18 protein-coding genes are annotated in these 25,674 nt (G+C 41.7%); 8 read left to right on the forward strand and 10 right to left on the reverse strand.

Annotation, left to right across the window (positions count from 1 at the left end):
- Positions 1 to 2: 2 nt before the first annotated feature.
- Positions 3 to 734: a DedA family protein gene (locus ACFEL9_RS02320; protein ID WP_385885780.1), complete on the reverse strand. Its 732-nt coding sequence runs from the start codon at positions 732 to 734 to the stop codon at positions 3 to 5.
- A gap of 17 nt (positions 735 to 751) precedes the next feature.
- Complete coding sequence (locus ACFEL9_RS02325; protein WP_385885781.1) at positions 752 to 2,152, reverse strand: dicarboxylate/amino acid:cation symporter; 1,401 nt, start codon at positions 2,150 to 2,152, stop codon at positions 752 to 754.
- A gap of 181 nt (positions 2,153 to 2,333) precedes the next feature.
- Between ACFEL9_RS02325 and ACFEL9_RS02330 the strand changes: the two genes are divergently transcribed.
- From ACFEL9_RS02330 to ACFEL9_RS02340, 3 genes are all read left to right on the forward strand, one after another.
- Positions 2,334 to 3,986 (forward strand): amino acid permease, encoded by a 1,653-nt coding sequence (locus ACFEL9_RS02330; protein ID WP_385885783.1) that lies wholly within the window; start codon positions 2,334 to 2,336, stop codon positions 3,984 to 3,986.
- A 139-nt stretch (positions 3,987 to 4,125) separates the two neighbouring features.
- Positions 4,126 to 4,848, forward strand: a complete 723-nt coding sequence (locus ACFEL9_RS02335) for a YebC/PmpR family DNA-binding transcriptional regulator (RefSeq protein WP_385885785.1) — start codon at positions 4,126 to 4,128, stop codon at positions 4,846 to 4,848.
- A gap of 37 nt (positions 4,849 to 4,885) precedes the next feature.
- A complete protein-coding gene (locus ACFEL9_RS02340) occupies positions 4,886 to 5,290 on the forward strand; it encodes a thiol-disulfide oxidoreductase DCC family protein (protein WP_385885787.1) in 405 nt (134 codons plus the stop codon).
- 108 nt (positions 5,291 to 5,398) lie between these two features.
- On the opposite strand, the gene ACFEL9_RS02345 is transcribed toward ACFEL9_RS02340, so the two are convergent.
- From ACFEL9_RS02345 to ACFEL9_RS02360, 4 genes are all read right to left on the reverse strand, one after another.
- Entirely contained in the window at positions 5,399 to 6,217 is an 819-nt protein-coding gene (locus ACFEL9_RS02345; RefSeq protein ID WP_385885789.1) for a PhzF family protein, read from the reverse strand.
- On the reverse strand, positions 6,214 to 6,840 hold the full coding sequence (locus ACFEL9_RS02350) for a trimeric intracellular cation channel family protein (RefSeq protein WP_385885790.1): 627 nt from the start codon (positions 6,838 to 6,840) through the stop codon (positions 6,214 to 6,216). Before ACFEL9_RS02350 ends, ACFEL9_RS02345 begins: the two co-directional genes overlap by 4 nt.
- A gap of 55 nt (positions 6,841 to 6,895) precedes the next feature.
- A complete protein-coding gene (locus ACFEL9_RS02355) occupies positions 6,896 to 7,261 on the reverse strand; it encodes a four helix bundle protein (protein WP_385885792.1) in 366 nt (121 codons plus the stop codon).
- A 66-nt stretch (positions 7,262 to 7,327) separates the two neighbouring features.
- Entirely contained in the window at positions 7,328 to 9,721 is a 2,394-nt protein-coding gene (locus ACFEL9_RS02360; protein WP_385885794.1) for an alpha-ketoacid dehydrogenase subunit alpha/beta, read from the reverse strand.
- Between the two features lie 122 nt (positions 9,722 to 9,843).
- Between ACFEL9_RS02360 and ACFEL9_RS02365 the strand changes: the two genes are divergently transcribed.
- From ACFEL9_RS02365 to ACFEL9_RS02375, 3 genes are all read left to right on the forward strand, one after another.
- Positions 9,844 to 10,284 (forward strand): DUF1573 domain-containing protein, encoded by a 441-nt coding sequence (locus ACFEL9_RS02365; protein WP_385885796.1) that lies wholly within the window; start codon positions 9,844 to 9,846, stop codon positions 10,282 to 10,284.
- A 12-nt stretch (positions 10,285 to 10,296) separates the two neighbouring features.
- On the forward strand, positions 10,297 to 10,698 hold the full coding sequence (locus ACFEL9_RS02370; RefSeq protein ID WP_385885797.1) for a DUF1573 domain-containing protein: 402 nt from the start codon (positions 10,297 to 10,299) through the stop codon (positions 10,696 to 10,698).
- A 346-nt stretch (positions 10,699 to 11,044) separates the two neighbouring features.
- The gene (locus ACFEL9_RS02375) at positions 11,045 to 11,356 is read left to right on the forward strand and encodes a hypothetical protein (protein WP_385885799.1); all 312 of its coding nucleotides are present in this window, start codon (positions 11,045 to 11,047) and stop codon (positions 11,354 to 11,356) included.
- Between the two features lie 58 nt (positions 11,357 to 11,414).
- Here ACFEL9_RS02375 and ACFEL9_RS02380 read toward each other — a convergent pair whose 3' ends face one another.
- From ACFEL9_RS02380 to ACFEL9_RS02395, 4 genes are all read right to left on the reverse strand, one after another.
- Positions 11,415 to 16,655, reverse strand: a complete 5,241-nt coding sequence (locus ACFEL9_RS02380; RefSeq protein WP_385885801.1) for a hypothetical protein — start codon at positions 16,653 to 16,655, stop codon at positions 11,415 to 11,417.
- Between the two features lie 5 nt (positions 16,656 to 16,660).
- Positions 16,661 to 17,689: a hypothetical protein gene (locus ACFEL9_RS02385; RefSeq protein WP_385885803.1), complete on the reverse strand. Its 1,029-nt coding sequence runs from the start codon at positions 17,687 to 17,689 to the stop codon at positions 16,661 to 16,663.
- Positions 17,690 to 17,738: 49 nt separating this feature from the next.
- On the reverse strand, positions 17,739 to 20,117 hold the full coding sequence (locus ACFEL9_RS02390) for a hypothetical protein (protein WP_385885805.1): 2,379 nt from the start codon (positions 20,115 to 20,117) through the stop codon (positions 17,739 to 17,741).
- A gap of 136 nt (positions 20,118 to 20,253) precedes the next feature.
- Entirely contained in the window at positions 20,254 to 21,093 is an 840-nt protein-coding gene (locus ACFEL9_RS02395) for a hypothetical protein (protein ID WP_385885807.1), read from the reverse strand.
- Positions 21,094 to 21,341: 248 nt separating this feature from the next.
- Between ACFEL9_RS02395 and ACFEL9_RS02400 the strand changes: the two genes are divergently transcribed.
- Positions 21,342 to 22,568 carry a pyridoxal phosphate-dependent aminotransferase gene (locus tag ACFEL9_RS02400; protein WP_385885809.1) on the forward strand — a complete coding sequence of 409 codons (1,227 nt, stop codon included), beginning with the start codon at positions 21,342 to 21,344 and terminating at the stop codon, positions 22,566 to 22,568.
- A 230-nt stretch (positions 22,569 to 22,798) separates the two neighbouring features.
- Positions 22,799 to 25,648, forward strand: coding sequence for a TonB-dependent receptor (locus ACFEL9_RS02405; RefSeq protein ID WP_385885810.1), 2,850 nt, complete (start codon positions 22,799 to 22,801; stop codon positions 25,646 to 25,648).
- Positions 25,649 to 25,674: the final 26 nt, after the last annotated feature.

Consider the following 25,674-nt stretch of genomic DNA (forward strand, 5'->3'; position numbering starts at 1 on the left):
CGTTAGGAATTTACATTCGTATCGGTAGGTGTGGGAACAACCGGTTTTTTGGCAAAAAACAATTTATACAATACAGGCAATGTGGTTACCAGGATAATAACGATCGTAATAGGCTCGATATAATCCTGCAGGCTGAAACCGAATTCCCTCTGCACCCAACTGTTCAGAAAATATCCGCCCAGCATCATAGACGAAACCCAGGCAACGCTGCCGATAATATTATAGAAAATAAAATGAGCGGGGTTCATTCTTACAATACCGGCAACAATGGGCGCAAATGTGCGGATGATCGGGAGGAACTTTGCAAGAAAGATGGTTGCTTTGCCGTATCTATCATAAAACTCTTTGGCTCTTATCAAATGTTTTCTTTTGAAAAGCCAGGTGTCTTTTCTTTCAAAAAGTAAAGGCCCTGCTTTTTTACCAAACCAGTAGCCAGCCACATTTCCCAATACAGAAGCAAGCATTACCAATATTATGATGGTCATCCATTGATAAACCGGCACCGATGCATGATCAGGAATGTTCATATTGAAAAGCTTATTGGCAAGTTTATTCATATACACACCGGCAGCAAACAATAATGAATCGCCTGGAAAGAAAAAGCCAATGAATAAACCGGTTTCTGCAAATACAACCAGCAGGAGAACGTAAAATCCGCCGTTCTCAATTATCCACGTGATAAACGTATCTATAAACCCTCCCGACAATAAGTAGATATCCAACATCTCGGTCATAAATTTTATTCTTTTAATTATCCAATTATGGCATCAGCTTGCTTTTCATTAAAAGCCAATGCTTTCTTTTCATCAAACTCTCCCTCCCATCTTGCGATCACACAACTTGCCAGTGTATTTCCAATCACGTTTACGGACGTACGGGCCATGTCCATCAACTCGTCAATACCATAAATTGCCATGATGGGCCACAAAGGGAAATTAAACGTACTGGCCGTGGCGATCAAAATCACCAGCGATGCCCGTGGTACTGCTGCAACTCCTTTACTCGTCAACATCAGCGATAAACCGATCAGCAATTGCTCACCAAAAGAAAGATGCATGCCCGCTGCCTGCGCCACAAACACTGAGGCCAGTGAAAGATATAACGTAGTCCCATCGAGGTTAAATGTATAACCGGTAGGTATTACAAATGATACGATCTTTCTTGGCACCCCAAACTTCTCCATATTTTCCAGGGCCTTTGGCAAAGCAGAATCGGAACTGGTGGTTGCAAAGGCAATCGATACAGGTTCTCTTATCGCCTGCACAAATTTTTTGACCGGCACTTTTGCCACCCAAATAGCAATTGGCAACAACACCAATAGTATAAAAGCAAACAAGGCGAGATATAAAGTAAAGAGTAATAAAGCCAGATTCTTTAGAATATCAATGCCCAGGTGACCGACCGTTACGGCAATGGCTGCCCCCACGCCGAACGGGGCAAAGTACATGATGATATTTGTAAACCTGAACATAGTTTCCGCCAGGCTTTCTGTAAAATCAAGCATTGGCTTTTTCTTGTGTTCACTTAATAAGGCCAGAGCAATACCGAAGATCACACTAAAAACGACTATAGGCAGTACATTGCCTTCATAGATGGACTTAATGATATTCTCGGGGAATATATCAATAATGTGATCCTGCCAGCCTTTGACTTTTGCTTCGGGCAGTTCCTTCAAAAGATTCTCCGGTACAACGATACCGGTCCCGGCTTTTGTGAGATTAATAAAAATGAGACCAATGATTAACGCAATGGTAGTTACTACTTCAAAATACAAGAGCGATTTCCATCCCATTCTTCCTACCTGCTTCAGGTTGGAATGGCTGGCGATGCCGACCACCAATGTTGCGAATAATAATGGAGCAACAATTGTCTTGACCAGCCGAAGAAATATCTTACTTAAAAAGGAAAGGTTTTGCGAAAAGGCGGGAAAGTCTAACCCTATCTCCACACCTACCGCCATCGCTACTAATATCCAGGTGGTGAGAGATTTTTTATAAATGGCAAATAAAACAAGACTTGCCACCAATAACCATCGCAAACCGAAAAGTAAACTGCCTGAGAAGGTGACCAAATTTTCCCAATGCAAAAAATGAAAAATAGCTACTACGGTAAATAGAATAAGTGAGAGTAATCCGGCCTGGCGTTTATTCATATAGTGTGCTATAGTAAAGCGTCAAAACTAAAGGTTTACTTTCAAATATGGACAATTTCAACTGGTGAGTTTAGCGTTAACCGCCAATAAATCTTTTTGTTCATTTTTGGCAGAAATCATTATTTTTCCGCCTATTTTAAACAATCACATCAGAACACACTAAACATCAATCAATCTACTTATGAGTTTATTTGTCAGGAAACCCATGAATGCCCTGCTAAATGAAGCAAAGGAAACAGGTACTCATACATTAAAAAGAACGCTTGGAGCCGGAGGATTAGTTGCATTAGGTATCGGCGCTATTATCGGAGCCGGTTTGTTTTCGATCACAGGCATGGCGGCTGCTAATCATGCAGGGCCGGCCATCACTATCTCTTTTGTAGTAGCTGCACTTGGATGTCTTTTTGCCGGATTGTGCTATGCAGAATTTGCATCCATGATCCCTGTTGCAGGTAGTGCATACACGTATTCTTATGCCACCATGGGAGAATTTGTTGCCTGGATCATTGGCTGGGATCTTGTTCTTGAATACGCAGTGGGCGCCGCAACTGTTGGTATAAGCTGGAGCCGTTACCTTGTTAAGTTTCTTGAGGGATTTGATGTATATCTTCCGGTTGAATTAACAGTAGGCCCGTGGGATGGAGGCGTTATTAACCTGCCCGCGGTATTTATTATTGTATTGATGAGCTTACTGTTAATAAAAGGAACTAAAGAAAGCGCTTTTGTAAATGCGATCATCGTTGCGCTTAAGGTATCCGTAGTATTAGTATTTATTTTCTTAGGTTGGAAATATATCAACAACGATAATTACACACCCTACATTCCTGATAATACCGGCAAGTTTGGTGATTTTGGTTTTAGCGGTATTATTCGGGCTGCGGCCATAGTATTCTTTGCTTACATCGGATTTGATGCCGTAAGCACAGCAGCGCAGGAAGCAAAAAACCCAAAACGTGATATGCCAATAGGAATTTTAGGCTCACTGGCTATTTGTACAATATTATATATACTCTTTGCCCACGTTATGACGGGTGTTACCAGTTATACTACGTTTGCAGGTAAAGATGGTATTGCTCCTGTTGCCGTTGCTATTGAGCACATGGGCACACCGGGTGCCGCTGGTGTAATACAGCCGGACTATCCATGGTTGAACCGCGCAATTGTGGTAGCCATTCTTGCCGGTTATTCGTCTGTGATACTGGTGATGTTAATGGGACAAAGCCGTGTATTCTTCAGCATGAGTAAGGATGGCCTGATACCAAGAATTTTTTCGAGTGTAAATCCTAAATTTCAAACACCCGCCAAAAGCAATTTACTATTTATGCTTTTTGTAAGCATTTTTGCAGCATTTGTTCCAGCCAGGGTTGTCGGCGAAATGACCAGCATCGGAACATTGTTTGCTTTCATTCTTGTATGTATCGGGGTTTGGGTAATGCGCAAAAGAATGCCTGACTTGCCGAGAGCCTTTAGAACTCCGATGGTTCCGTTAGTCCCCATCCTTGGTATCGGTACCTGTTTATTCATGATGGTATTTCTGCCGATGGATACATGGATCCGCCTGCTTCTCTGGATGCTGATAGGTCTCGATATTTACCTGGTATATGGCGCTAAACATAGCCATCTGGGCAACGGTACTACCAGCAGAAAAGGAATGAGGATAGCACGTTTTACAGGTTTGGGCCTTTGCGTGCTGCTCGCTATTGCAGGTCTATTGCATCAATATGTAGTGGGTTTTGATACTAACAAAACCTTACTTTATATTTCAATTGCATTTGCTGCTATTCATTTAGTTGTATTTGGAAGGAAGTTGGGAAGAAAGGAACCTGCAAGTTAATTTGAGATAATTCTTTTTAACAAAAGCGACATTTTTCAGAAGTGTCGCTTTTCTTTTTCTAAGATTTTTCGTTTACCAGTATTGCCTTAATTTTGCTTCCCTTTTCAACCAGTCAACTTATCAACTAATTAACTATATAATGGGAAGGATTTTTGAAGTTCGTAAGTCTACCATGTTTGCCCGCTGGGACAGGATGGCCAAGCAGTTTACCCGCATCGGTAAAGAAATTGTGATCGCCGTAAAAGCCGGTGGACCTGATCCTGCCACCAATCCCGCCCTGCGCCGCTGTTTTCAGAATGCAAAGGCCGTGAACATGCCGAAGGACCGGGTGGAAGCTGCCATTAAGAGAGCATCGGGCAAGGAAATGGAGAACTATGAAGAGATATTGTACGAAGGCTATGGCCCCCACGGAGTTGCTATATTGGTAGAAACGGCTACCGACAACCATGTGAGAACAGTGGCGAATGTGAAATCTCATTTCAACAAAGGCGGTGGAGCTTTGGGTAATAGTGGCAGTGTGGCTTTCCAGTTTAAAAAAATGGGTGTATTCAAGCTAAAACCGGAAGGACTGAACGCAGAGGACCTGGAACTGGAGTTGATCGATTATGGACTGGAGGAGCTGGGAGAAGGAACCGGCGAAAATGGCGAAGAAGTATTGGTGATCCGTGTAGGCTTTACGGATTTTGGCAATATGCAAAAAGCATTGGAAGACAAAGGCATCACTCCTATTAGTGCTGAACTGGAGTGGATACCATCCACAACAGTTCCTGTTTCAGATACGCAGGCAGAAGATGTCAGCAAACTGATCGAACGATTAGAGCAGGATGATGACGTGCAAAAAGTATTTCATAATATGGGATAAAGCTTAACCAAGACCAACAATAAGTTGGTCTTTTTTTATGGAGGATTTGGCAACAAATATTGTTCTCTTTGACGGAGTGTGTAATTACTGCAATGCAATGGTAAATTTTGCTATCCGTCATGATAAAAAAGCGATCCTGAAATTTGCCCCGCTGCAGTCAGAAGCAGGAAGCCAGTTAAAAGAAAAGTATAAAATACCGGCTGAAATTGACAGTGTCATCTTTATTGAAAACAATATTGTGTACACCTATTCAGATGCAGCCATTCACATTGCAAAATATTTGAGATGGCCTGCAAAAATTTTATATGGCTTAATCATTATCCCCAAATTTATCCGCCAGCCCATTTATAAATGGATAGCAAAAAACCGCTACAAATGGTTTGGAAAAAAAGAAAGGTGTATGGTGCCTGATGCTGAAGTCAGGCAACGGTTTTTAGTTTAAGCCACGATGACGGAATTTATCTGCACAGCAAAAAAGGAAGGAACGGGTGCGTCCACTTTGTCTATCGGAGGTTACCAAAGTACGTTTGTCTGATTGACAACTGATGAGCTACTTGGTTTTGCTTTTTTTCGATGTGGGAACAATAAATTCCCCCTGCATATAAAATACGCACTGCCCACCCATGATCACCCGATCACCATGTTGCTCGCAATAAATATCGCCACCCCGCTGGGACAACTGTCTGGCCTGCATAATTTTTTTGCCAGTCTTTTCACTCCAAAAAGGAATAAGCTGAGAATGTGCAGAGCCTGTCACCGGGTCTTCATCTATACCTGCAACAGGTGCAAAAAATCTCGACACAAAATCGACCTTTTTGCCCGGAGCAGTAATAATCACTTTCAGCCCCATTTTCTTTAAGGCAGTAAAATCAGGATTGGCGTTTTGTACATCTTCTTCCCTGTTCAACTCCACCAGTATATCCCGGTGTTTATACACGGCTACTATTTCATTTACGCCGAGGGCTTCTTTTAAATCCGAAGGATAGTCGGTGATCATCTCAGGCTTCCAACTCGGAAAATCCATCAGCAACACATCTTTTTTCTTTTTCACAGTCAGCAAGCCGCTTTTGGAATTGAATGTAACAGACTTCTTCTTTTCCTTTAAAATATTAAACAACACAAATGCAGATGCCAGCGTAGCATGGCCACAAAGATTGATCTCTATGGCCGGTGTGAACCAACGGATATCATAATCCGCGTCTTTGCTATCAGAGGGCGCAAAAAAAACTGTTTCAGCCAGGTTATTTTCCATGGCCAGTTGTTGCATCATGTCATCGGACAGCCATTTTTTTAAAGGAACAACAGCGGCAGGATTACCACCAAATAATTTATCGGCAAATGCATCTACCTGGAATATTTTCAATTTCATGATTTATTTTTTTCAATATAAAATGCCGGCAATGAAAGTTTAAATCTGAATGCCAGCACACGAATGGTAAAAATAGCAATGATACAGATGATCCTGGCCAGGTCACCATCAACGTTTAAATATTTTAATAAAAAGTATAGCAGTCCGCCCGCAATACAGGCCATGGCATAAATCTCTTTTCGAAAAAGTAAGGGAACATTGTTAAGAAAAACATCACGGGTAACCCCACCGAAACAAGCAGTAATGGTGCCGATAGCAATACAGATACCCATGCTAAATTCCTTTTCAAAAGCCATTTCCAAACCAATAATAGTGAACAAGCCAAGCCCTAATGCGTCGAACAAAAATAAAGTAGTAGTGAATTGTTTTAGATAACGGCTAAAAAACATAGCCGCAACAGACGATGCAAAGATGACTATAGTAGCCGTTTCATTTCGAAGCCAACCTACCGGCAGGTTGCCAATCAGGATGTCCCGTAACGTACCGCCACCGATCGCTGTAACAAAAGAAAGAACCAGCACACCGAAAGGATCTAATCTTTTTTCCATGGCTGAAAAAGCGCCGGCAACAGCAAAAGCGAACGTACCCAGTATGTCAATGATATAAAGAAAATTGGTTGGCATGATTTAAAATAGACTTGCAATTGGCAATAGACAATGGGCAAAATGCAATCACCATTCAATATTTATCAGGATTATTAATCATGTGATTCAACAAACGACCCACTTCCGCATTTTTAGTAAGCAGTTCCGCATGTTTTATTTCAACAATATACTTACAGGCAAATGCGAAGTCAAGCCACCCCGAAGTCTCAGAATTTTCCATATCACTATCAGTAACTTTCGAGACAAAATGAGCCGGGTATCGCTTTTTACGATAAGCTTCAAGCAGACAAATACAAACACTGCTGGATGATCTTCGAATTTGATCAGTGAGAGAATAGGTTTCCGCTTTGGGAAAATCTTTTGAAATTTCATATATCTCCATAGCCAACTCAAATGCCAACCTATAAACCCTTGTTTCTTTAACATTCACGGCAGCCATGATTGTAATGCTCCTAATCGTTTAAGCTTTACCTATTGCTTATTGCCTATTGTCAATTGCCTGTCGTTATTCAGCCATCATTTCTTTAATGACTGCTTCAATTTCTTCTGCATTGGGCTTGCTGAAATAATCGCCATCGCTTCCGTAGGCGGGACGATGCGCCTTGCCGGTAATGGTTCTTGGGGCAATGTCGAGATATTTATAGCCGCCCTGTTCTTCCATTACCTTATTAAGCATATAAGCGGCTGCACCACCCGGTACGTCCTCGTCGATAAATACAATGCGGCTTGTCTTTTTCAGCGATTCGAGAATGCTATGATTAATATCAAAAGGAAGTAAGGTCTGCACGTCGATGACCTCACAACTGATGGCTTTCTTTTCCAGGGAAGTGACGGCTTCCTGTATAATCCGCAAGGTGGAACCGTATGAAACAATCGTAATATCATTACCCTCTTTTATCACTTCGGGAATACCAAGTGGCACTGTCATTTCTAACAAATTAGCCGGTAGTTTTTCCTTCAGCCTGTAGCCATTCAGGCATTCCACCATGATGGCTGGATCATTGCTTTGCAGCAACGTGTTATACATACCAGCTGCCTGTACCATGTTCCTGGGCACACAGACATACATGCCCCGGAGGGAATTGATCATCATCCCCATGGGAGAACCGCTATGCCAGATGCCCTCTAACCGGTGACCACGGGTTCTTACAATAATAGGACAGCTTTGCTGGCCATAGGTTCTGTAATGCAAACTGGCTACATCGTCGCTTAATGGCTGCAACCCATACAACAAATAATCCAGGTATTGTATTTCGGCAATTGGTCGCAGTCCCCGTAAAGCCAAACCAATGCCCTGCCCCATAATCGTTAATTCACGAATGCCCGTATCAAAAATTCTGTCGGCGCCATGTTTTGCCTGCAGACCACTGAAACCCTGGTTTACATCGCCTATCTGTCCAAGGTCTTCACCAAATGCAACCACTTTCTCATTGTTGGCAAAAAGCTGATCAAAATATTTGTTTAACACCTCGTATCCATTTATCGACCTGGCGTCGCTTTCGTACCGGGCTTTGACCTCTTGTACCTTTAAGGCACTCTTTACACCTTCATTGTATAAATGAGAATTATAAAACTCTTTATTTTCCTTGAGTAAGTCGTTATAGTAATCTTTTGTCCAAAATACTTTGTCGTTATTACCAGCTATGTCAATAGCATCATACAAAGCTTTCATGACATCCCTCCGCAGCGGTTCACGGTTCGTTGTAAGGTTTGATGCCACCCTTTTAATAGCCTGTGCCTGGTCAGGAATATTTTCGGCCAGACTGTTTAACAGATCTGAGGCTTTACTTACCTGCAGCTTGATAGGCGCCTGGTATTTTTGCCAGGCGAGATCGCGGCTCTGTTTCACATCTTGTTTCGCCTGCCGTTCTATTTGCGATACGGTTTCTTCATCACCCAAAGCATTTTCAATGATCCACTCCTTCATTTTTTTCAACCCATCCCATTCACGTTCCCACGCCAGCCTTTCCTGTGATTTGTAGCGTTCGTGACTACCGGATGTAGAATGGCCCTGTGGCTGTGTGATTTCTTCAACATGAAAAAGTACCGGAACATGTGTCTCTCTTGCAGTCCGGATACCTTCATCAAATACTTCGCACATGCCGGCATAATCCCATCCTTTTACTTTATAGATATGAATACCATTGGTATCATCCTCCTTTTGTAAGCCGGCCAGGGCTTCTGATATCGATCCTTTTGTGGTTTGCATTTTTTTGGGAACCGAAATTCCATAGCCATCATCCCAAACAAAAATCACCAGCGGCACCTGCAAAACGCCGGCTGCATTGACGGTTTCCCAAAAATGACCCTCTGAAGTTGAGGCATCACCAATCGTGCAGAAGCAAACCTCGTTTCCGTTATCAGAAAGGTGCTTCATTTTTTTTAGTTGTTCTACATTCCTGAACAGCTTTGACGCTAATGCCAGGCCGAGTGAACGCGGCATTTGAGCAGCAGTCGGCGCCATGTCGCTGGCTATGTTATGGCGGTTAACCAGGTCAACCCATTCGCCGTTCTCATCAGTAAGCGGGGTACAAAAATGGGACACCATTTGCCGCCCGGCATTATTGGGATCATTCTTGATATCCGGATCAGCGTATAATTGCGAGAAAAATTGCTCAACGGTAGACTGGCCTATGGCAAAATGAAAAGTCTGATCACGATAATAACCACTGCGGAAATCGCCGGGCTGAAAAAATTTGGCCATTGCCACCTGTGCGATCTCTTTGCCATCGCCAAAAATGCCAAACTTGGCTTTGCCGGTAAGCACTTCTTTACGGGCTAACAGGCTGGCTTCCCGACTGATGCAGGCAATACGGTAATCGCTAAGTACTTCTTCCCGAAATTTATCGAAAGATAATTTTATATCAACGGGGATCGTTAATGTAGTCGCATTATCCATGAGGCAAAAATAGGAGATTACGACCAGTTGTAAATTTTCTAAAAATTGCCTAAAAGCCCTGCAACCAATGTTTGCAATCCTCCATCTTTGGTGTAAATTTGGAGCTTCATAAAAACCTAATTATGAAAAAAATATCTACCCTCCTTGCCCTGTTGGCCGCCTTCTTTTTTGCCGGCGCACAAGGCACTTCCACCACAGAAGACCCCTTAAAGCTCAAACAAACAGAACATGATTTTGCCAAAATACCCCAGGGCAAACCCGTTTATTATAGTTTTGAAATAGTGAATTCAGGCAACCAACCGCTGAAACTGGATAATGTGCAAGCCAGTTGCGGTTGCACTACACCAGAATGGAGCCATGATGCAATTGCACCTGGCAGTACATCCAATATTAAGGTGGGTTACAATGCAGCAGCCGAAGGGTACTTTGAAAAAACTATCACCATCACTTACAACAGCAATCAAACTAAAGTATTAAAAATAAAAGGCACTGTTTGGAAAGCTCCTGAAGGATCTGCTCCCGCAAATGCCTCTGTTCAATTTTTAAAAAACCAAACACTTTAAAATTATACCACGATGAAGAAGATTTTCCTTTTTGCGTCTGCACTTGTATTCAGCGTAGCTGTAATGGCACAAACACAAATGAAAGCTGATGATGTTGTGAAGTTTACCAGCGAAAAACATGACTTTGGAAAGATCAAGCAAGGCGTGCCGGTTACGTATTTTTTTGAGTTCAAAAACATTAGTGATAAACCTGTTGTTGTAGAAAATGCTTCTGCAAGTTGTGGTTGCACAGTTCCCGAAAAACCTGAAAAGCCTATCGCTCCGGGCGCCACCGGCAAAATAAAAGTTCAATATAATGCTGCTGCCGTAGCCGTTTTCAATAAAGACGTTTACATTAAACTGGCAGGCATCGAGCAACCGAAGACCGTACATATCACCGGTGAAGTAGTAGCAGGAGATCCGGCAAAACAATAATTATCCCTTATAAACCATTGATAAAATCCCTTCAGCCAGCTGAAGGGATTTTTTTTAAAAAGGCGTTATTCCGTTCCTCAGCTATCTTATTTCACATGAATCTCACCGCTGTAGCAATATGGTGTTAACCTTAAAACAATCCGGCGAAAAGCTACCCGATGCCATCAAATGGGGATTATGGGAATGGGGAAAATAATGACCACCTGCCTGGCAGTTAAGATATCCCTTTAAGCCCCCTGCAAGCCTTTTTTCAATTCATTCTATTGAAATAAATGATTGTCAATCTTTCTCAACAGGCAATAAAAATCCGGCATGAATTTCTAAGCGTTATTATAAACTTGCCAACATGAAACAAGCCGAAACTTTAAGCAGGGAGACTGCTTTTTCTCTTTCCGAATTAAGAACGATTGCAGTTCTTCAACACAACTCCTTCAATTATAATAAAACTAAAACAGACCTGTACCTCCAAAATACAGTTAACAACTACCTTAAAACCCCGGAAGAAATGGATGCCGATTTTTTCCTTGAAATGAATTCACTGAAATCACATGCCAGGGATCAATACAATAAATTAGATACAACCCGACGGCCTTGGGATAGACATAATGAGTACATCCCCGATAACATTCATTCGGGATTTATGGAAGAGAACTATTAGTGCCTGTTATTAAAATATAAACTGATAGTAGCGGGGGCGGCTGAAGTTACAGCTGCCTTTATTTTGCTGAGGCGGCCATGTATCGGTTAAAAGCCGGCGATTGTTGAACATACCGGATAACCTCTGCCTGGAACTCTTCATTTTGCCTGGCCGGTCCGTTTTGAGAGGTAAAATAGATCGCATAAAACTTATTATTCCGAAAATTAAAGTTGGGGTCGGTGATATCCTTTGCCGAAATAACAACGATCAGCAATTTGGATTTGGTTTTTAATTCATCATCGCCGGTAGTACCGGTTTTTGCATAATAAAAATAAGGTTCGCCATTTTTCAACATACCACCAAGTCTTGCTGCTGTACCTGTAAATAGGGCTTCCTTCATTCCCTCAAACACATTGTCACGCATAATTGAAAGATAATGGTTATAAGAAATGCTATTATCAACATCAAAAGCCTTAAAGTCCACAGGTGCCGGATGCGGATTTAAAGTCAACGAATAGTTCCGGTTTTGACTGATCATTTTTCCAAAGGCATCCAGCATTTTAACCGGCGCCACCATTACCTGGCTACTCCCTTTTACGTGTCCCCGAAAGCAACTGGTAAATAAATCATATGGTACCCTATGATTGACGGTAGAGCCATGCTGATCAAATAATGAATATTCTGGTAAAATAAATCCGGATTTCTTTCCTGCTTTTAAAAACAGTAATGAATCATAGCCGGATGAGAACATATCAAAACTTTTATTGACGCTATGTGTGTAAATGCCATAGTTATTTAAAAGTCCGACTGTAGTAAATGAACTGTCAAGGCCAAAATCAGCTTTGCCATTCTTATAACCCGGCCAGTTTTGAAACCCATTCAGCCAATACTGTTTACCGGTATAAGTAAAATAAGGCCAATGCAAGCCGGCACCGGGTTTACTTTCCACGAAATAATTGGCAAGAATCTTTGAGGGGTCCTGTTTGGGATATGAACCCAATAGCAATACATTGGAATGATAATAATTATCAGAATATTTTAAATAATCCGCTACTCTTGTTATCCGGCCATTGTCCTTTTCAAAATCGTATTCAGGGACTTTTTCGCCGCCATAATAATTTTGCTTTTCCAAAAACCCTTCCGCACCAAACGAATCCCAGTCCCAGTTAAGCTGCGAAGCAATGGCAGAAAAAACGATCGGCTTAAAGGTAGAGCCCGGGCCAGGATTCATGCGAAGCAGGTTGATATTGCCAATTTGTTTCCTTAACAAGGATTGTGATACAAATCCGTTTTGTCCCCTGATCAGTTTATTGAAAGCAGGCTTATCATTCGGATCAGGACGCTGTGATTGACTGATAAAATCTGACAGTGCAATAATTCTTCCATCGCCATCGGCAATACAAACTCCGTATTCAGCTCCTTTCTTATACGCGGTGTCGCCAGCCATCATCGATTGAATTTTGGCGGACAAAGAATTCATGATTCCAAAATCAAGCGAAACAAAGGCATGTTGCTTCGCTTTATTGGCCGCATAATCGGCCGAAACAGCTTCCGCAAAATTTCTCGCCCAAATAAACTGTTCTTTCATCGGGTACACGTAATAGCGGCTTCCATTCACATAATAATTTTTCATGAATGCATCTGGCTCGACCGTTAATACCTGCCCGGCATTTACCGAAGTATCAGTAATGATGGCTCTGTATGGATTAGTCAATTTTATGCTGTCGTTGGTTTCCAGTAACCATTCAGCTGTCTCGTCTTTTAGCTGGAGAGGCATGCCCGACCTGTTGATGAGGTATAAATCATGGAAAAAATTATCACCCTGTGAAGATGCAAATGACAGTCGCAGATTCTTAGAAAGCATTTGCACCGGCTCACTGGTATAGTTACTCAAACTTTTTGAAACAACTGACCCATCAGCTGCATTCCACAATGAAACATTGTAAATGGTTGTATCACCATATACGTTTCCTGTCCAAAACTGCTGCAGGTGTGGCGGCGGCTCCACTCTAAAATAGTTTTCATTAACGGCCATCTGTGGATGTCCACTGTTTAAATCGAGGAATAACATATGCCGCTGATCTAAATGTTGCTGAAAACCGTTCCTCGTATACAAGTTAATCTCCCGTGCAAAAAACTTGTTGGCATCATCCAACATCCCGTTTTCTGCCATCCTGCGAAGTGAATCGCAAAACAGTCTATCTTTTTTGAAAACAGGCAGTCGCCTTGTTTTTGCAGCCGAATCAAAATAATTGAATACGGGTTGCAGTCTGACCTGGACGTAGTCATCCATTTCTTTTGCCAAATCAGCCACTGCAAACTCTTTATTCTTATTAAACCGGGGTTTGAATACAAAAAGAAGGCCCACCAATAAGATGAATACGACTGGTACCGGAACGAGTTTCCGGCGATTGGCATAACGTTCAACCGGAATTTGTTTAAACAACAACAAGGTTATGAGAATAAGCAAACCCGGAAATAAAATCGATTGCTTGCTTAGAATACTTCCAAACGGAAGGTCCTGTCCAAAGAAAATATACCGGCCTGTCGCAGCAAGAATCACCAGCAAAGCGGCGATCAGTAAATAATTGAAAACAGAAAAGCCTGTGACAACATTAGGATACTGATGATTGACACGACTGGTGAAGTCAGGATATAGTTTGTAAAATGAAATCAGTATTACGAAGGGTAACAACAATAAAGCCACATATAAAAGCACCACTGATTTTCCATGTTCGGCAATCAAAAATCGGCTCGTCACTAAATCTGTCGCCTGTGCATTATATTTTGCGCCTTTATTTTGCGGTGCATGTGGTAGCAAATGAAAGCCGGTATTTTGAACGTCCGGGTTGTTGCCCTCATAAATGAAAGTATTAATGAACCACTGGTTTTGAGCCGCCCTGATCACCGGTTCGTAAGTGGCACCTTCCTCATAGGCTCCAACAATTGCCTCATTCACCGGCGACGTCAGCACATCAATGCGGTACTTCGTCATAGCCGCCTTTTTCAAAATTTTTTCTTTGGGAAAAAAGAAAAATGCAATAAGAAAAAGGGAAACAACTGTCCCTAATCCAATGATCATTTTCTTTTTTTGTTCAAGGGCCGGTGATATTCGCAATACAAGCCAGGCGATAGCGAATGCAAATAATAAATAACCGGCTATATACATAGCCTGTGGCATGTTGAGCAGAAACCGGAATACAAACGGAGCAAAGAGAAGATTGAATACAAACAAGAGCAGGTAAACAATGCCTATTATTCCAAAAAGACCCGCATTTTTTTTATTTCCTGCAGACAAACCCGAAACGCCATAATTGATACATAAAAACGCTTCATTGAATAGTAAAAAATTTAAGAATACAATCGCAAATCCAATATCAATAAACAGAAATAACGCTAAGAGGCTTATTGATAAAATGATCTTGACGGGATTATTGATCAGCAGTTGAAATTTATTGTCCGTGCCAATTCGCCACCAGCTTTCTCCTGTAGCTACCACCAACGGGGACCGGCGATAAGAGATAAATAGAAAGAGAAAATAAGCGATCATCAACCCAATTGCAAGGTGCCGGCTCACACCCGGATCAAAATGATTAATGCCGGCAATAGCTCCGCAGGCTATCAACACAACGAACCATAGGATCATGAATTCTTTTAAACCATTTGAACCGACCATTGGAACTTTCATTCGCTGCAACCAGGCCAGGCTGTAGTCCGTTGAATTATCCCCGAATCGCTTTGCTGGCAGTCCTTTTAATGAATAGTAACAATAACGTAAGAAGCCAAATCCAAAAATGACTCCCAACAATATTATGGCGAAAACAATAATGGCGAAATTCGAAACACTTAACAACTGCTGTTGAGATGGCAGGTCCATTCCTTCAAACGGAGGAAAACTTTTATACCGCCAATAAAGAAAGAATCGGGTCGTCACCATTACTACCACAATACAGGAAAGTAATTGCCATAACCATTCTTGTTTTGCCGCAGGCTTGACAAGAGCAGTGCAAAAAACCAGCAAAATAAAAAGACCGAGACTGCCGAATAAGATGGACTGCCATTGCAAAAACGATAACTCAAAACCGGCAAACTCCCATTGAAAAGTATCCTTTATTGAAAACTTCCAATCAAACCCTCCGGCCCTGGCAGGAAGAAAAAAATTGCCGGCTTTTTGCGGAATAGCTTTCAACGGCTGATTCAATATACTAATCTTCAAATCCAACGGATCATTTCCGGGATTCTTATAATACGTAAGCAATACCGGGGCAAAACTTGCAGGCTTCTCCTCTGCTGAAAACATAAAGCCCTCTTTAAACACCGCGGGCAATTGGTGCATATCATTTGCATCCGCCATCAAAAATTTACTGACCACATGCGGTGACCAGCCAGTCCTGTTTTCTTCTGTCAACGGATAAGCGATGGGATAACGGCTGAGTAAAGAAAAGCTGTCATTCGCTCCATAGACTATTTTATATTGGTTTCGGTTGTTATCCAAAAAACCAATCCCCCAGGCTACATTAGCTTTATCAGGCAGGCTGACAGAAAAGGCCTGGTCTTTTCGAACTAAGTTTCTGCCTTCATATTTTACAGCACTGACTTCAGTAAAAAGCCTACCCGACAAAAAGAATTTCAAGTCCCTTCCTCCCTTTCGGGATACATCATCTCTTAACAAAAAGATATTTTTGAAGGCCGCAAGCAATTTCTCATTATCGAGGTGGTCTGAACTGATAAATGCATCATCGTCTTTGAAAAGATTCCATACAGAAATTCCTTTCTTTATGTCCATCTGTTTATTGAACACTTCCTCGTCGATCTTCAATTCAAACTGGTTTTCATCTTTGACCCTGATTGAAACAGATGCCTTACCTGTAACAAAAGAAACCATATGTCCTACCGCTGGATAATTAACAGACAGTATCCTGTACCTGTCCCCGGCATTTGCATACAGCGGATCTTCGGAATAAGCCGAATTGACAACTACTGATCCGGATTGCTTCCAAAACACAAAACTGTTTGTCGAATTATTCTCATAATTCACAGTATCACCTTTTCCCAGTTCTATTTTTTTCGTTACTGAAAAACCATCATGTTGCAGGAAATGATGATCCAGGTTACTAAACGTCTTCAATCGCAATGGTGCATGAAAGTTGATCCAGAGAAAAGCAACACATGCCATACTGATGGTGATAAAGATCCAGGGGAATCTCCTGCTTTGCCTGCCACCCTTTTCAAATTCACGATAGTAGGTAAAACCATATACCAGCAGTATCACTATGACCAACGTATAGAGAAAAGACAAACTTGTAAGGGTGTTGAGCATGGAGCTTAAGATAAATTCAGGTTTGTTTCATCAAAAACAGGATAAGACAAGTTTTGGATCGAAGATTTATCCAGTACCATTCGCAATACCAGTGCCCGGCTGCCATGCTCTGTATTCAATTCCTTTAGTGAAGCCGGATCGATTTGGTTTCCATTTTTCAGATTGCCGATTCGTTCCACTATTTTGCCGCCAATTGAAAGATCGCCGATGCGCAGGTATAAATATTCGCTATACAAAAGTGACAGGGAGATGAGCAGATTTAATAGTTTTTCCCGCTCTTCCGCATTGATCTTTGCAGGATTATTTTTGTTGGCATCGGCGATTGCTAATACCGGCTTTAAAAAATGTTCATAGGCATACAGGGCTACCGATCTTTCCGTATCCAACAAACTTCTTACAATTTCTGTTTCTGATTTTTCCTTGTTGAATCCCGGGTAATTCCTGATTTTATACACTTCCATCATCTGCTGCTTTACCAGGTCAAAGTCTTGCTTACTGTTTATATACCCAGCTAACTGTTCCTCCATCTCTTCTTTTTCTTTTACGGTAGCTTCCAATTGACTGGTCAAAGCTTGTATCTTTTTTTCCATCCCATTTACAGATAGCTTAGATTTTTTCCCCGTTACTGCATTATCATTCATATTTGCAGCGGCTATGTTCATCTCCAGGTGTTGTATCTGCCGGTTAAGCATCAAAACAGTGCGTCGAAATTTTTCCTGGCTCCTGAATAATTTATACAGAAAGAAAGCAACGACTAATAATACGGCCGAACCAATGATCAACAAGTACAAAGGCAATTCATTTTCCTGCGGTACCTGTTGTGTTGGTTCGTTTACTGCTTTTTGGGGCTGATTAGCCATATACAATTGGATCAACGAATCGAGCTCCGACCGCAACAAAACAGTATTATCACCGGCCTTCTCCTTTGCCGTTAATGTATCTGCAATGCGTAAGGTTCGTCTGGCGGGTTCTTGTCCAAACAGGAAAACCGTAAGCAAGCAAAATAAGAGTGATATTATGAGTTTTCTATACATCAGTATTATTTTTGGTTTGATATTCGTTTACTCATTTCTTCGGCTGCGCTCAGAATTGAAAAAATTGAAGAATCCCCGTTCTTTTCTTTTCCTGGCTGATTATACCCGATTCCTTTTCTTTCACCACATCATTGTACACGGTATTCACCGATGCCAGCTCGCCGCCATGCACCGGAAACATTGAGATCGCTCTTATATCCTGCAGGGACGAATACATTTCGCCAATCGAAACAAGGATGCTGTATAAAGATTTTACATCTTTTACTTTCTGATTTTCCATCAGTCGCAGGTAAATATTGTCGCGGGTGAAATAGATATCAACTGCTTTGTTTTTGAATACTTTGAGTTGCTGATTATTTCGCCTGACTACCGAGGTATTATAAAGAATGTCATTACCCGGCTGAATTTTAATCCCGCGATACAGGTAAAGATTATTATTCAACACATCATTGTTTCTCGACAGTCCTTCCTTCTCATCAATAGGGATACCAGTAAAATCGGTAATCTTGTAAGCTCCGCTAAAAGCGCCGTGTATGGCAATGTTTTTATTATTGAGTGCACGACCCGGCTGAACAGTATTGATTTTTACCGAGCCAAGTAAAGTTTTCAGCTCCGTTTCCAGCTTAGCTTTCAGGTCGTCAAAGTAAAAAGCCCTGCCGCTCAGCATTACCACCTTGATTCTTTTTTTGATGTCCTTTGTAATTACATCTTTTATACTGTTGATAATACTGAACACGATGCAATCTGTTGCTTTTTTTATAAGCCCTGTTAGTTCATCATCCCACCGGATATTCCTGTCTTTCAAAATTGCGTCGGCGTATTGCAGTAACATCGGCTGATCTTTATACAAAGTGCCTATTGTTCTTTCTGTACTTGCCGAATGTTCGGTCAAAGCAGCAAACTGGGTAATGCCAACGGCAGCCAATTGCTTGTACCGTTTCTTTTGGTTCTCGATAAGCTGGATAAAATTGAGCACATCCACCGTCAGGTTTTGATCCAGGATATGCCGGCTGATAAAATCTTTTACCGAAATTTCGTTGCTGCCTGGTATTGCCTTCAGAACAATTGTTAAAAAATCTTCCACGAAACCATACGACAGTACATTTCCTGCGCCTGCAAATCCTGTCCTGAAAAAACTGGAATAGTTTTCATTATCATCAGCCATTACCATCGAAATATCGGTAGTGCCTTTGCCGCAATCAATCACCAGCGCCATTTCACCGTTTGATAATTGCACATTGGATGGATTTGTTTGCTGGTAACCCATGAAAGCTGCATCGCTCTCAGAAATTGTTTCGTATTCAATATGCAACTCACCCGCATTGATATGCAAGGAAGATAAAAGGCTGGCTGTATGCTTTCTTAATTCATTCAACAATTCGAATACATCATGCTGGGTATAAATATTAGGAACCAGCAAGGTGACAATGATGCCTCCGTGTTGAAAATCCGGTTTGGTACTTATCATCAACCGCAACATTCTTAGCAAGACAGCACTAATCAATTCTTTTTTGTGCGAACGAATGCTATAATCTTCTGTGTAGTTATCCAAAACTAATTGCAGGCTTTTTTCAATTCCCAATTTCAGGTTAGGGATAATCTCATAATTATCCCTGAAAGCAAGTTGTGTGGCGCCTACTTCCTGTCTTGTGATAAACAAACGGACTTCGTCATTCAATGTATCATTGGTGAAATTGAAAGGAAAATTTGCTCTGTCCAGTCTTGTCATATTCTTCCTGACCGCATAAAAAGAACGATATAGCAGCGGTTGGCCCTGTTCATAATTTAAAAAATCTTCACGCCGCCAATTTCTTGAACTATCTCTTCTGTTCAGCTGGCTGATAATGTTTTCCAATATATCATATTGCATTACGGATGATTGCGGACCGCAGTTTTTATAGCCCACCTGGCTGGCTTCACTTCCAAAATCAATTACCACCCGCTGACATTCCCTGGAGCCGACAACTGTAAATTGAAACTTACAGGACCAGGTCTGCTGGTCTTCCATCACCAGGGTAATGTAAATATTAAAAGCAGCCTTCTCTACACGGTGCTTGTAATAATTCAAACAGATTCTTTTCTGGCTGTCGGAATAATCGAGCCTTATTCCTTTCTCCTGATCTGCGAAAGGCTGTAAAGAAAAGTTATTCGATTTTGTTATCAGTAATTCAACATCATTGCCTTTCTGCTGCAATGAAATATGACATTCCCTCAAGGGAATATCCTGTTGCTCGGACGGAGCCATTTGATTTAAAACGATCTTCCCCGGGTCTTCTATTGTCAATAAGGGTGTCACAACCCGATCATCAGCAGGAACTACAAAATTATATTCAGTTTCCTCCCTGTTACCAGTAAAAGCATCCTGATCCAGCTTGGCAATAAAATAACGATCGCTCCGGATCAACAAAGGAAGATAATAGAGTGCCATGTGTTTATTTTTAAATGAATTTGATAATGCTAAACGCTTAATGCGAAATGCTTGATGCCTAACGCCTGATCCCTGGTAACTAATGGAGCCCCGTTCTAACACATTTTCACTTCTCACCTTTCACTTTTCCCTTTCCTCAATCCCTGCAAAACCACCGGTCATTAAAATTTCCATAATTACTTTCCTTGTCGGATGCATAACAGAAATTAAACGCCTTCGCTTTCAGCGAAAGGAAAGAAACGGAAAGACTATCACCTCTATAGGCTGCATTAAGTTTTGATCTTACCGGTGCTGTATAATTGATATTGCTGAAATGAACCGTATCTGTATTAACAAGACTATTTTTTTTCCAGTTTTTCACTTCCACTGCAGCTTTATCAATGTTGTACCCGGTAGAATTATCTATCACCACTTCCAGGTTGAAAAACTTGCTGCCTGAAAGACTTGTGTCCCTGTCGGCATTCAACTTCAATTGCACCCTGCCGGGCCAACTATTGCGAATACGAAGATTAGTAGCAGTAACCTTATCCAATTTCTGCCCTCTTGTCATTTCAATCGTCCAAAGCAGGGAGTCAATATTCATAACAGGAACATTATCCGGATAGCCGGCTTCGATTGCCAGTGGAGAAGCATGACGCCATTTTTCCCGGGTAAAATTGTACACCAGGAATATGGCGCCTGCGGTAATGAGCATAATAAATAGCTTCAACGGCCATGCCGATTGCTTAGCCTTGGGTGGTTTATGAATGGCGACAGGTTCACTTTTCCGTTCAGCTTTTTCTGCTTTTTTTAATGGAGGATTGCTGGTAATGTTGTGTTTATTGAACTCAGCGAAAGATATCCACTCGCTGGTACTAAAAACCCAAATCCTTATCTTACCGGTATCGCCGGAAGCCCGTATTAATGATTGTAACTCTTCCTTTGACTGCACTTCCCTTACCACATTCGTTCCATCAGTGAACAAATATTTTTCCATCCAGGGATTATGTGTTTGGTTGTTTAATAGTAGAAAGCAGTCAAATAGGTTGTATTTTTTTAAAAAGTGGTAAAAAAATTTTGGAATGAAAAGATACATGCTTAAACAATCGGATGGCTTCAAAAATTGTATTACAACATTTTTTTATGATTTCACAAGCAGCGAAATGCAGTAAGTGCTTTTATTACATAAAATTTCACAGGGTCTACATACTAAAAGCAAATTCTTAATTCCTCTTACCTTTGGGCATGCTTACAATTTCAAAACGTGGTGAGCAGATGCCAGCCTCACCCATACGCAAACTGGTTCCTTTTGCGGAAGCCGCCAAAAAGAAAGGAACAAAAGTTTATCATCTTAATATTGGTCAACCGGATATAGAAACGCCGCCGGCCATTATGGATGCGGTGCGTCATACCAATATCAGGGTGTTGGAATACAGCCATAGTGCAGGTAATGAAAGTTATCGCCGCAAATTGGTGGAGTATTACAAGAAGGTAGGCTTCGATATCAATTATGACCAGATTATGATCACGACGGGTGGAAGTGAAGCCATTCTATTTGGATTTTTTACCTGCCTCGATCCCGGCGATGAAGTCATCATACCAGAACCCTTCTACGCCAACTATAATGGATTTGCCTGCGCCGCGGGAATCAACGTAGTACCGATCACCTCGTATATTGAAAACGGGTTTGCCTTACCTCCTATCGAAGATTTTGAAAAAGTGATTACCGCTAAGACAAAAGCTATTCTCATTTGCAGTCCTAACAATCCTACGGGTTATTTGTACAGCCGCAAAGAAATGGAAGAACTGAAAAATATTTGTCTTAAACATAATCTTTATCTTTTCAGTGATGAAGCTTACCGTGATTTTTGCTATGATGGTGATTATGTAAGTGCCATGCATTTGAAAGGACTGGAAGAGAACCTGGTGCTGATTGATACTATCAGTAAACGATACAGTGCCTGTGGTGCGAGAATCGGTGCATTGATTACAAAGAATAAAGCCTTGTATGATGCAGCAATGAAATTTGCCCAGGCGAGGTTAAGTCCTCCCGGCCTGGCACAAATTATGGGGGAAGCAGCAATTGATCTTCCCGATAGCTATTTTGCCGCACCAAAGGCCGAATATCTTTCCCGCAGAAATTTATTGGTAAGGAGGTTGAACGCAATGCCCGGCGTATATTGTCCCAATCCGGGGGGTGCGTTTTATGCCATCGCCAGGCTACCAATCGATGACTCAGATAAATTTTGTCAATGGCTGCTGGAAGAGTTTTCTTACAATAACCAAACAGTAATGCTGGCACCGGCCACAGGTTTTTATGGCACACCTGGCCTGGGCAAAAATGAAGTCCGCCTGGCTTATGTATTAAATCTTACCGCCATCAACGCAGCAATGGATTGCCTTGAAAAAGCATTGGAAGAATATCCCGGAAGAGTAGAAAAAGTAATGGAGAACGCAGCCATGGAAAAGTAATCTGCATTAACAACTTCCCATAACGATAAGGCCTGAATGAGATAAACTTCATTCAGGCCCTGTTTCTTTATCCCCTTGACGAACCTTATAATAACCTGCAAATTCCCGCATTAACTTATTTTTTTCTTAAATTGTATTGTCTTTTTTCTGCACCCAACACCACCGTCGACTGCCTGCCTAATTGGAAATTGAATGTCCCTTGAACGATTTTACTAACTAAAAAACTGTTTATGAGAAATCAACTGTTGTTACTTGCAGGATTACTTTTTTTCACTCTCACCGTGTTTTCACAACAAACTATCACAGGGAAAATAACTGACAGCAATGGACTACCCTTGTCCGGCGTCTCTGTAAAAGTAAAAGGGACCGGCCGCGGCACGCAGACCAGCAATGAAGGCAACTTCAGCATACAGGCCAATGCCGATGATGTTTTGGAACTATCAATTATTGGTTATAAAAAACAATCCCTGAAAGTTGGCTCAGGCAATAACTTATCCGTCACACTTGAATCAGAGATTACAGAGCTGGGTGAAATTGTATTTGTCGGTACACGTGGTAGCGGGAGAGCAAAAACAGAAACACCGGTGCCGGTAGACATTATCAAAATAAACCAACTTGGTTTACCCACCGCCAAAATGGATCTTACGTCTATTCTGAATGTTGCAGCACCTTCCTTTAATTACAACAAACAAAGTGGGGCTGATGGAGCTGATCATATTGATATAGGTACGTTGAGAGGCCTGGGACCTGACCATACATTGGTCTTAATTAATGGGAAAAGAAGGCATCCAACCGCTTTCGTTGGATTATTTGGCACAAGAGGACGCGGCGGTTCCGGAGTGGATATGAATGGATTTCCACAAGTAGCTGTAGACCGGATTGAAATTCTCAGGGATGGCGCTTCGGCCCAATATGGTTCTGATGCTATTGCAGGGGTGATCAATGTTATTTTGAAAAAAGATATCAATCATCTATCTGCTAATGCAGGATGGAGCGGTTATTACGATACAAAGTTTAATGCTGCCGACTTTAATGACAACAACGAGTACTATTCAGGAAACAAAATAGATGGTAACACATTTACTGCCACCTTAAACCATGGCGTCGGCCTTGGAAAAAACGGTGGGTTTATCAATTACTCTCTTGCTTTTTTAACGCAGGGAAAAACTTATCGCCAGGCTCCGGTTTCGGACGATTTATCCGATAAAGATGCATTGCCTGATGTGAATATTTATCGTCGCGGCTTTGGAGACGCATCACTCACTACAGCCGGAGTGATGTATAACCTGGAACTGCCTTCTGCTAATGCTAAAAAAACTGCTTTTTATTCTTTTGGCGGATACAATTACAAATCATCTGATGCATTTGCTTACACCCGCAACTGGGTAGATGATTGGTACACCCGGCCTAATCGCTTTCCGGTTAATTCAGATGGAACATTAATACCAACCCCATCCATTCTGCGATCGAATAGCACAGGAGTTATTTACTTTAACCCGCATATTCAAACACATATCCAGGATGCTTCATTGGCCGTGGGTTTACGTGGGGAAATGGGTAAGGATTGGAATTGGGATCTGAGCAATAATACCGGCTTTAATGATTTTCACTATTTCGGAGACAAAACTTTCAACGCATCACTGATCGGTCAAAACTATCCCAATCATTTCGACGACGGCGGCTTCAATCTTTTGCAAAACACCCTTAATCTTGACTTTACTAAAAGCATACCGTCTGTTGCCAGTGGACTCAACCTGGGTGTCGGCGCTGAATTCCGTTATGAACGATATAAGATTTATGAAGGCGAAGAAGCTTCCTGGAAATCTTATTATGCTGACCCCATCGTGTACGAAGTAGATGGCGAGACATACAATCCTGCGCCCGGCTCGCAGGGATTTCCTGGTTTTAGTCCCAATGATGAAGTAAACGCCAACCGCACCAATATCGGCGTTTATGTTGATGCGGCTTTAGATGTAACCAGTAAATGGTTGGTGGATGGAGCAGTTCGTTTCGAAAATTATTCTGACTTTGGATCCGTTATTACCGGAAAGCTGGCCACCCGGTTGAAAGCGGCAGATAATTTTAATATACGTGGATCTGTAAGCACCGGCTTCCGGGCTCCTTCACTGGCGCAAATCCATTTCAGCAATACGCTTACGTCTTTTAGCGGCGGTATACTTGTACAATCACTGATTGCACCCAACACCAATGCCATCACGAAAGCTGCAGGTATTCCTGATTTAAAGGAAGAAAAATCAGTTAACGCCAGTCTCGGCTTTACCTGGAAGCCTGCTAAATCATTTACTGTAACAATTGATGGCTATTGGGTAAAGATAGATGACAGGGTGGTGCTTTCGGGATTATTCAGCAAAGATGATCCAACACTTTCCCCGGCATTTACATCACAATTCCCGGCCGATGTGTCAACTGCGCAGTTTTTTGCAAATGCAGTAAGCACCACCAATTATGGAGTAGATATCGTTTTAGATTATGCAAAAAGATGGGGTAAAAACAACCTGAAACTTTTACTAGCCGGAAATCTGCAGGAAATGGAGATTGATGAAATACATGTTCCCACGGCATTGAGTGATACTAAACTCCACCAGAAAACATTTTATAGCGACCGGGAAGAAGCCTTCCTTGAAGCTTCGGCGCCAAATAGTAAATTTTCTCTTGGCATCAATTATAATTATGATAAGCTGGGCTTTAATGTCAACCTCACTTCTTTTGGTAAAATTGTTTTGATGGGCTTTGGTGATTCCGGTTCTCCAACGGGTGACAACCCTAATGCATCAGGCATCAATCCCCAGGTGCCAAGAGATGATGGTAATGGGTATGTTCCCGAAATATTTAATTATAAACATAAGATCACAACCGATCTTTCTGTTTCCTATGCATTCTCAAAAAAAATAACATTGTTTGTTGGGGCCGACAACCTATTCAATGTGCATCCTGACCTCGGCATAAACCCGTTGGCTAAATGGTGGTATGGTGATAATGAAACAGGCGGCGCCTGGGATTCCGTACAGATGGGCTTCAACGGCAGAAGACTATTTGCTAAGCTGGCCTTTAGCTTCTGATATTTTTGTTTGGATAAAACACTCAA

It is taken from the genome of Terrimonas alba, from assembly GCF_042434975.1.
Lineage (GTDB): Bacteria > Bacteroidota > Bacteroidia > Chitinophagales > Chitinophagaceae > Terrimonas_B > Terrimonas_B alba.

What these genes read in the sequence shown, in the direction of transcription:
- ACFEL9_RS02395 (WP_385885807.1), bottom strand. Translation starts at nt 21,093, where the DNA reads ATGGAAAAATATTTGTTCACTGATGGAACGAATGTGGTAAGGGAAGTG.
- ACFEL9_RS02355 (WP_385885792.1), bottom strand. Translation starts at nt 7,261, where the DNA reads ATGGCTGCCGTGAATGTTAAAGAAACAAGGGTTTATAGGTTGGCATTT.
- ACFEL9_RS02385 (WP_385885803.1), bottom strand. Translation starts at nt 17,689, where the DNA reads ATGTATAGAAAACTCATAATATCACTCTTATTTTGCTTGCTTACGGTT.
- ACFEL9_RS02320 (WP_385885780.1), bottom strand. Translation starts at nt 734, where the DNA reads ATGACCGAGATGTTGGATATCTACTTATTGTCGGGAGGGTTTATAGAT.
- ACFEL9_RS02345 (WP_385885789.1), bottom strand. Translation starts at nt 6,217, where the DNA reads ATGAAATTGAAAATATTCCAGGTAGATGCATTTGCCGATAAATTATTT.
- ACFEL9_RS02335 (WP_385885785.1), top strand. Translation starts at nt 4,126, where the DNA reads ATGGGAAGGATTTTTGAAGTTCGTAAGTCTACCATGTTTGCCCGCTGG.
- ACFEL9_RS02360 (WP_385885794.1), bottom strand. Translation starts at nt 9,721, where the DNA reads ATGGATAATGCGACTACATTAACGATCCCCGTTGATATAAAATTATCT.
- ACFEL9_RS02325 (WP_385885781.1), bottom strand. Translation starts at nt 2,152, where the DNA reads ATGAATAAACGCCAGGCCGGATTACTCTCACTTATTCTATTTACCGTA.
- ACFEL9_RS02370 (WP_385885797.1), top strand. Translation starts at nt 10,297, where the DNA reads ATGAAGAAGATTTTCCTTTTTGCGTCTGCACTTGTATTCAGCGTAGCT.
- ACFEL9_RS02365 (WP_385885796.1), top strand. Translation starts at nt 9,844, where the DNA reads ATGAAAAAAATATCTACCCTCCTTGCCCTGTTGGCCGCCTTCTTTTTT.
- ACFEL9_RS02340 (WP_385885787.1), top strand. Translation starts at nt 4,886, where the DNA reads ATGGAGGATTTGGCAACAAATATTGTTCTCTTTGACGGAGTGTGTAAT.
- ACFEL9_RS02380 (WP_385885801.1), bottom strand. Translation starts at nt 16,655, where the DNA reads ATGCTCAACACCCTTACAAGTTTGTCTTTTCTCTATACGTTGGTCATA.
- ACFEL9_RS02375 (WP_385885799.1), top strand. Translation starts at nt 11,045, where the DNA reads ATGAAACAAGCCGAAACTTTAAGCAGGGAGACTGCTTTTTCTCTTTCC.
- ACFEL9_RS02405 (WP_385885810.1), top strand. Translation starts at nt 22,799, where the DNA reads ATGAGAAATCAACTGTTGTTACTTGCAGGATTACTTTTTTTCACTCTC.
- ACFEL9_RS02400 (WP_385885809.1), top strand. Translation starts at nt 21,342, where the DNA reads ATGCTTACAATTTCAAAACGTGGTGAGCAGATGCCAGCCTCACCCATA.
- ACFEL9_RS02390 (WP_385885805.1), bottom strand. Translation starts at nt 20,117, where the DNA reads ATGGCACTCTATTATCTTCCTTTGTTGATCCGGAGCGATCGTTATTTT.
- ACFEL9_RS02350 (WP_385885790.1), bottom strand. Translation starts at nt 6,840, where the DNA reads ATGCCAACCAATTTTCTTTATATCATTGACATACTGGGTACGTTCGCT.
- ACFEL9_RS02330 (WP_385885783.1), top strand. Translation starts at nt 2,334, where the DNA reads ATGAGTTTATTTGTCAGGAAACCCATGAATGCCCTGCTAAATGAAGCA.